A 6,964-nucleotide genomic window follows, 5' to 3' on the forward strand; every position below is an offset into this window, starting at 1 on the left:
GTCAGTACGTCCGCTGGGTGGCCTTGACGACCAGCCCGGTCAGCGCCGCGGGTGCGGGCTCGGCCAGGTGCGCGCGGTCGAGGGCGGCCATCGCCGCCGTCGTCAGCTCGTCGATCCGGCGCTCGACCGCCTCGACCGCGCCGACCTGCTGCAACGCCATCCGGACGGTCTCGACACCCTCGTCGGACAGGTCCGCGTCGCCGATCGCGTCCGCGATCACCGTGGCCGCGGCCTGCTCGCCCTTTTCCGCCGCGAGCTGCAGGCCGAGGGCGGCGAGCAGGGTGCGCTTGCCCTCGCGCAGGTCGTCACCGGCGGGCTTGCCGGTGACCGACGGGTCGCCGAAGACACCCAGCAGGTCGTCGCGCAGCTGGAACGCCACGCCGACCTCGCCGCCGAACTCCAGCAGCGTGGCGATCAGCTCCGGGGCGGCCCCGCCGAGCGCGGCGCCCAGGTGCAGCGGCCGCTGCACGGTGTAGGCGGCGGTCTTGAGCCGGTCGATCTTGAGCGCGGCCTCGACGGAGGCGTCCCCGGTGGCCTGCGTGCGGACGTCGAGGTACTGCCCGGCGAGCACCTCGGTGCGCATCGCGCGCCAAGCCGGGCGGGCCGCGGCCAGGGTCTCGGCGGGCAGGTCCGCGTCGGCGAACATGTCGTCCGCCCAGGCCAGCGCCAGGTCGCCGACCAGCACCGCGGTGGCCAGGCCGAACGTGGCGGGGGAGCCGAGCCAGCCGCGGTCGGCGTGCAGCTTCGCGCCCGCGATGTGCACGGTCGGGTTGCCGCGGCGGGAGTCGGAGGAGTCGATGAGGTCGTCGTGGATCAGCGCGCACGCCTGGATCAGCTCGAGGCTGGCCACCGCCTGCAGCACGCCCTCGGCGTCCGGGCCGGCCGGGTCGCCGCCCGCGCCGCGCCAGCCCCACCACGCGAACGTCGGGCGCAAGCGCTTGCCACCGCCCAGCACGAACCCGCGCAGCGCGTCGATCCCGGCGGCCACGGTGGGCTCGGTGCCGAGGATCGCGGTGCCCGCCCGATCGAGGAACCCGGCCAGCGCGCGCTCGACGTGGGCGGGCAGGTCGGTGTCGGCGGCGGGCGCGTTCATCCCGCCATCCTCGCCGAACCCGCGGGCGCGCGGGCGCGCGGGGCACCCGGATGTGGCGAATCAGACTCCCGCCGTGGCCGCCCAGAACGGCCCGGTGAGACCCGCCTCGGCGAAGTAGGCGACGGCGTCGTCCGGTTCGCGCCGCCGGTAGCCGCGCTCCAGCCGGCCCGCGTACCAGCCACGGGCCAGCCGCCAGAGGGTGACCAGGTCGAGCACGGAACCCTTGGGCTGCCCGGTTTCCGCCAGCCAGGCGTCCACACAGGACTCGCAGCAGAAGAGGCGCTGGTTCGCGCACGTGTGCAGGACGTCGTCCCACATCCGGGCGGCGGGCACCAGGAAGTGCGCCACCTGAACGCCTTCGGGCGGCACGGTCCGGTTCACGACCAGCGCGTGCGGCTGCCCGCAGCCGGGGCAGCGGGTTGCGACGAGCACCTCCGGCTCGGCGTCGACCAGGTGCGGGATGGCGAACGAGTCCCACGCGCAGCCGCCCCACCACAGCGTGTGCGCGCCCATCACGGAGAAGCCGAGCGACTTCGCGGCGAAGGGGTGGGCCAGGACGACGTGCTCGCACTCGTCGAGCACCAGGTGGTGGGCGTCGGCGAGGCGGTGCAGGGCCTGCTTCGCGACGGCCAGCGACCCGCCCGCGGCGTCGGCCAGCTCCGGCCCGCTCGGCGCGCGGCCGTGGCGGGCGAAGGCGCGGTACACCGCGAGACGCACATCCTCGTCCCAGCTCGCGTCGTCGTCCCGCATCGTGCCAGTTTAGTCCTCGAAGGTGACTCGAATGACTGTCCCGCGACGCGGACGGGGGCTCCCGCATGGCGGGCGGCGGCCCTTAACATGCGGGTATGACGTCGGTGATCGAGCGGTTGCGAGGAGACGGGCCGAAGTTCTCCATCGAGTTCTTCCCACCCCGGGACACGGCGGACGAGGCCGTCCTCTGGAAGGCGATCCGGGAGCTCGAGCCGTACGACCCGGCCTACATGTCAATCACCTACGGCGCCGGCGGCTCCAGCCGCGACGGCACGATCCGCAGCATCGCCCGCGTCGCGACCGAGACGACGCTGGTGCCGATGGCACACCTGACCGCGGTCAACCACTCCGTCGCCGAGCTGCGCAACGTGATCGGCTGGTACGCCTCGGTCGGCGTCCGCAACATCCTCGCCCTGCGCGGCGACCCGCCGGGCGACGTCTACGGCGACTGGATCCCGCACCCGGAGGGCCTCCAGTACGCCGAAGAGCTGGTCCAGCTGGTGCGCTCGCTCGGTGACTTCTGCGTCGGCGTGTCGGCGTACACCTACGGACACCCGCGCTCGCCGGACCTCGAAACGGACACGAAGTACCTGGTCCGCAAGCTGCGGGCGGGCGCGGACTTCGCGATCGCGCAGCTGTTCCACGGCGCCGAGGACTTCTTGCGGCTGCGCGACCGGGTCGCCGCGACCGGCTGTGACGTGCCGGTGCTGCCCGGCGTGATGCCGCTGACGACGTGGCGGACGCTGCAGACGACGATCAAGCTGTCCGGCGCGCCGGCGCCCCGGAAGCTCCTGGACCGGCTCGAACCGCTGGCCGAGGACCCCAAGGCGTTCCGCGCGGCGGGCATCGACGTGACCACGGAACTGTGCGAGAAGCTGATCGCCGAGGGCGTGCCGAACCTGCACTTCTACACGTTCAACCGCTCGAAGGCGACCCGCGAGGTGATCGCCCGGCTCGGCCTCGTCCCGGCCCGTGCTTAAGGCTGTGACAAACCGGGCTTCGCCCGGGCCGGGGGCTCCGCCACCCGGACCCCCGAACTGAAGTACGTACCACCAGCTACACGTGGCCCGGTAGCGTGCGGCGCATGGCTTCTACTGCTTCCGAAGGCGTGCACGAAATCTGTGACCGCTACGTCGACGACTACGTGGCCGCGGACCCGGTCGCGGCGACCGTCCACGGCGTCGCCGGCCACGACCACCGGCTGACCGACTACTCGGCGGCCGGCTTCGCCGAGCGCGCCGGCCTGGCCGCGCGGGCGCACGCGGCCGTCACCGCCGCCGAGCCGCGGGACGCCGCCGAACGCGCCGCCAAGGCCGTGTTCACCGAGCGCGTCGGCCTGGAGCTGGAGATCCACGAGGCCTGCCTCGACGTGGCGGGCCTGAACGTCATCTCCAGCCCGGTGCAGGACCTGCGGATGGTGTTCGACCTGATGCCCGTGGAGACCGAGCAGGACTGGGCGGTCGTCTCGGCCCGGATCGCCGAGGTGCCCCGGGCACTCGCGAACGTCCGCAGCGGCCTGCTTTCGGCGGCCGACGCGGGGCGCGTCTCGGCGCTGCGTCAGGTCGCGAAGGTGGCGGAGCAGTGCGAGACGTGGGCAGGGCTGAAGGAGGAGAAGAGCTTCTTCACCGAGCTCGTCGGCGGCGCGTCTTCGCAGGGGGACGCCTTGAAGGCGGACCTCGCGCACGGCGCGCGGGCCGCGGACGAGGCGTTCGCGGAGTTCGCCGGGTTCCTGCGGGCCGAGCTGGCGCCGAAGGCCCCGGTCAAGGACGCCGTCGGCGAGGACGTCTACCGCCTGTGGTCGCGCTACTTCGTCGGCGCGGCACTGGACCTGCGGGAGGCCTACGAGTGGGGCTGGGCGGAGTTCGCCCGGATCGAGGCCGAGATGCGCGCGGTGGCGAACCGGATCAAACCGGGCGCATCGCCGGCCGAGGCGGCGGCGGTCCTGGACGCCGACCCGCGCTACCGCGTCCGCGGCCGTGCGGAGTTCGAGGCGTGGATGCAGCGCCTGTCCGACGACGCCCTGGAATCGTTGCGCGGCAAGCACTTCGACATTTCCGACCGGGTGATGGCGCTGGACTGCAAGATCGCCCCGCCGGGCGGTGGAGTGGGCGCGTACTACACGCCCCCGAGCGAGGACTTCGCGCGTCCGGGCCGGATGTGGTGGTCGCTGCCGGCGGGCCGCGACGAGTTCAGCACCTGGCGCGAGACGAGCACGGTGTACCACGAAGGAGCGCCGGGCCACCACCTCCAGATCGCGACGGCGGTGGACCAGTCGGGCGGGCTGAACAAGTACCAGCGGCTGCTGGCGTTCACGTCGGGCCACGCGGAGGGCTGGGCCCTGTACGCGGAGCGCCTGATGGAGGAACTGGGCTACTTGTCCGACGACGGCGACCTGCTGGGAATGCTGTCGGAGCAGCTGTTCCGCGCGGCCCGCGTGGTGGTGGACCTGGGCATGCACCTGGAGCTGGTGATCCCGGCCGGAACGGGCTTCCACGAGGGCTCGCGGTGGACGCCCGAGCTCGGGCTGGAGTTCATGCTGGCCCGCACCATCACGGACCAGGCCCACATCCGCGACGAGATCGACCGGTACCTGGGCTGGCCGGGCCAGGCCCCGGCGTACAAGATCGGCGAGCGCCTCTGGCTGGCGGCCCGGTCGGAGGCCCAGGCCCGCGCCGGGGCCGGGTTCGACATCAAGCACTTCCACACGGAGGCGCTGAAGCTGGGCGGAATGGGGCTGGACACCCTGCGGGAGCAGCTGGCCGGCCTGGACTGAGCGCTTCTCGGGCGCCGGCGGTTTCGCCGGCGCCCGAGTTTCGTCGCCGCGTTGCCGATGCGCGCCTGCATCGCGAGGAAACGCGGGCCGGAGGGGCTGCGCGCCTTCGCCGACGTCGTGCGCGCCTTCTGGGGCCGGAAATCCTGAACTCCGCGCCGCTCCGGCTCGGGGGAAAACCCGTCGCGCTCACCCGGGCCTCGCCGGTAGGTTCGCCCCGTGCGCCGGATCCTCTTCGTCACCCCACCGCCTCGCGCCTGAGCGGGGTGGTCCCTCGCCGCGCGGCCTTCGAGGCCCGCGGCCGATTCGTGCTGAGCACCGCCCCGCGTCGTCGATCTCCCTTTCCTTCGACGCAGGAGCGTTTTCCTTGGTGTCTCTCCCCACGCGCGCCCGTTCTTCGGCCGCGCTCGTCCTCGCCGGTGTCCTCTGGGGCACCGGCGGCCTCGCCGGCTCGCTGCTCGGCGGCCTCTCCGGCCTCCACCCACTCGCCGTCGCCGACTACCGGCTGCTCGTCGGCGGCGGGGTCGCCACCCTCTTCGTCCTCCTGACCGGCGGCACCTTCCCGCGCACGCCCGGAGCCGTCCGGCGCACCCTCGCCGTCGGCGGCCTGTTCGCCCTGTTCCAGGCGAGTTACTTCGCCGCCGTCGCGCTCAGCTCGGTGAGCGTCGCGACCATGACCACGATCGGTGCCGCGCCCGTCTTCGTCACCCTCGCGTCGGTGCGGAAACTCCGTCGCTGGACGGTGGTGTCCGTGGCGGGCACCCTCGCCGGCCTGGTGCTGCTCCAGTGGTCACCGGGCGAAGCGATTTCATTCGGAGGCCTCGGCTGCGCCTTGCTCGCGGCAACGGGCTTCGCGGCCCTCACGCTGCTCACCGCGAAGCCGGTCGAAGGCCTGGAGCCGCTGTCGACGACGGCGTTCGGCTGCCTCACCGGCGGTCTGCTGCTCGTCCCGGTCGCGAGCTGGTCCGGCATGGCGATCCCGCTGCACGCGGACGTCCTCGCGCTCGTCTGCTACCTCGGCGCCGTCCCGACCGCGCTCGCGTACGCCGCGTACTTGCGCGGCCTGGCCGACGCGCACCCCGTGCTCGGCTCGCTCTCGGCGGTGCTCGAGCCGCTGACGGCCGCGGTGCTCTCCGCCGCGTTGCTCGGTGAACGGCTGGGCGTCACGGCGTGGTGCGGCGCCGCCGTGCTGGTCGCGGCGCTGGTCGTCGGCTACTGGCGTCCCGAGCCGCGCTGAGGGCCGTTGCCCCTCGGCTCAGCGCGGGTCGAGGGGCAGCGGCCGCCCCAGGATCGCGAACGGCCGCGGGTCGCCCGCGAAGTGGTAGTCGCGCAGGACGTCGACGAAGCCCGTGCGGCGGTAGAGCTTCCACGCCCGGCTCGTGCCCTCCGGCGTCGACAGGAGGACGTTCGCGTTCGGGACGCCTTCCAGGAGGCTGCGCAGCAGGTCCTCGCCGATCTGGTGGCCCTGGTTCTCCGGCCGGACGTGGATCTCGGTCAGCTCGAAGTAGTCCGAAAGCCAGCGGTCGGCCTCGGCGGCCCCGGCCCGGCGGCTCAGGCCGTGGCGCACCTGCTCGTGCCACCACTGCCCGGCGCGGCCGCGGTAGCCGTAGGCCACGCCGAGCAGGACGTCGTCGGCGTCGAGCGCGGCCATGCAGCGCCAGCCCTCGCGCAGCGCGTGGGTGAGCCACATCGGCGCGCGCTGCTCGGCGGTGCCGGCCGGGTACCGCATCGCCCGGACGTAGATGTCGAGCGCTTCGGGCAGGCGGGCGCGGAACTCGTCCGGGGAGAGCCGGACGTAGCGAGAGCAGCCGGCGGGCATCGCGGTCACGGCTGCCCATCTTCCTCCGCGCCGGCGAGCGCGCCCGGGGTGCCCCCGGTCAACGCCACCAGCCCGGCGAAGGTCGTGGGGAACACGGCCTTCGGGTGCCCGGCGGCGGCCCAGACGACGTCGTGGGCGCGCAGCGCGGTGTCGACCAGGGTGGGCAGCGGCGCGGGGTGCCCGACCGGGGCGACTCCGCCGATCGGTTGCCCGGTGTGCGCTCGCACGAAATCGGCGTCGGCCTTGGCGATTTCGCCCCCGGCCAGCCGTTCGAGGGCGGCCGGATCGGCGCGGTGGGCCCCCGACGTCAGCGCGAGGAGCGCTTTTTTGTCGGACCCCAGGCGGAAGATGAGGCTGTTGGCGATGGCCCCGACGGGCACGCCGAGTGCGTCGGCCGCCTGAGCGGCGGTCCGGACCTCGGCGGGCAGGACACGGATGCCCTCGGCGGCGCCGCGCGGGGCCGCGTCGGCCCCCGCGGCGCCCCCCCGGGGCGCCGCCGGGTGCGCCCGCGCACACGTGTACCCCTGGGCTA

At 73.8% G+C, this 6,964-nt stretch carries 7 protein-coding genes; 3 read left to right on the forward strand and 4 right to left on the reverse strand.

From position 1 onward, the window contains the following. Position 1: 1 nt before the first annotated feature. A complete protein-coding gene (locus ISP_RS12350; RefSeq protein WP_013224198.1) occupies positions 2-1,093 on the reverse strand; it encodes a polyprenyl synthetase family protein in 1,092 nt (363 codons plus the stop codon). Between the two features lie 60 nt (positions 1,094-1,153). Next, on the reverse strand, positions 1,154-1,843 hold the full coding sequence (merB, locus tag ISP_RS12355; RefSeq protein ID WP_013224199.1) for an organomercurial lyase: 690 nt from the start codon (positions 1,841-1,843) through the stop codon (positions 1,154-1,156). A gap of 95 nt (positions 1,844-1,938) precedes the next feature. On the opposite strand from merB, the gene ISP_RS12360 reads away from it, so the two are divergent. The 3 genes from ISP_RS12360 to ISP_RS12370 all read left to right on the forward strand — a co-directional run bounded on the left by ISP_RS12360 (position 1,939) and on the right by ISP_RS12370 (position 5,850). Then, complete coding sequence (locus ISP_RS12360; RefSeq protein ID WP_013224200.1) at positions 1,939-2,823, forward strand: methylenetetrahydrofolate reductase; 885 nt, start codon at positions 1,939-1,941, stop codon at positions 2,821-2,823. Between the two features lie 104 nt (positions 2,824-2,927). After that, on the forward strand, positions 2,928-4,616 hold the full coding sequence (locus tag ISP_RS12365; protein ID WP_176742099.1) for a DUF885 domain-containing protein: 1,689 nt from the start codon (positions 2,928-2,930) through the stop codon (positions 4,614-4,616). Positions 4,617-4,980: 364 nt separating this feature from the next. Next, a complete protein-coding gene (locus ISP_RS12370; RefSeq protein WP_013224202.1) occupies positions 4,981-5,850 on the forward strand; it encodes a DMT family transporter in 870 nt (289 codons plus the stop codon). Positions 5,851-5,868: 18 nt separating this feature from the next. On the opposite strand, the gene ISP_RS12375 is transcribed toward ISP_RS12370, so the two are convergent. Beyond that, positions 5,869-6,441, reverse strand: a complete 573-nt coding sequence (locus ISP_RS12375; protein ID WP_013224203.1) for a GNAT family N-acetyltransferase — start codon at positions 6,439-6,441, stop codon at positions 5,869-5,871. Next, on the reverse strand, positions 6,438-6,964 hold a 527-nt coding region (locus ISP_RS12380), incomplete at its 5' end, for a YbaK/EbsC family protein (protein ID WP_265049902.1). The genes ISP_RS12380 and ISP_RS12375, both read right to left, overlap by 4 nt.

Source organism: Amycolatopsis mediterranei (assembly GCF_026017845.1).
GTDB lineage: Bacteria > Actinomycetota > Actinomycetes > Mycobacteriales > Pseudonocardiaceae > Amycolatopsis > Amycolatopsis mediterranei.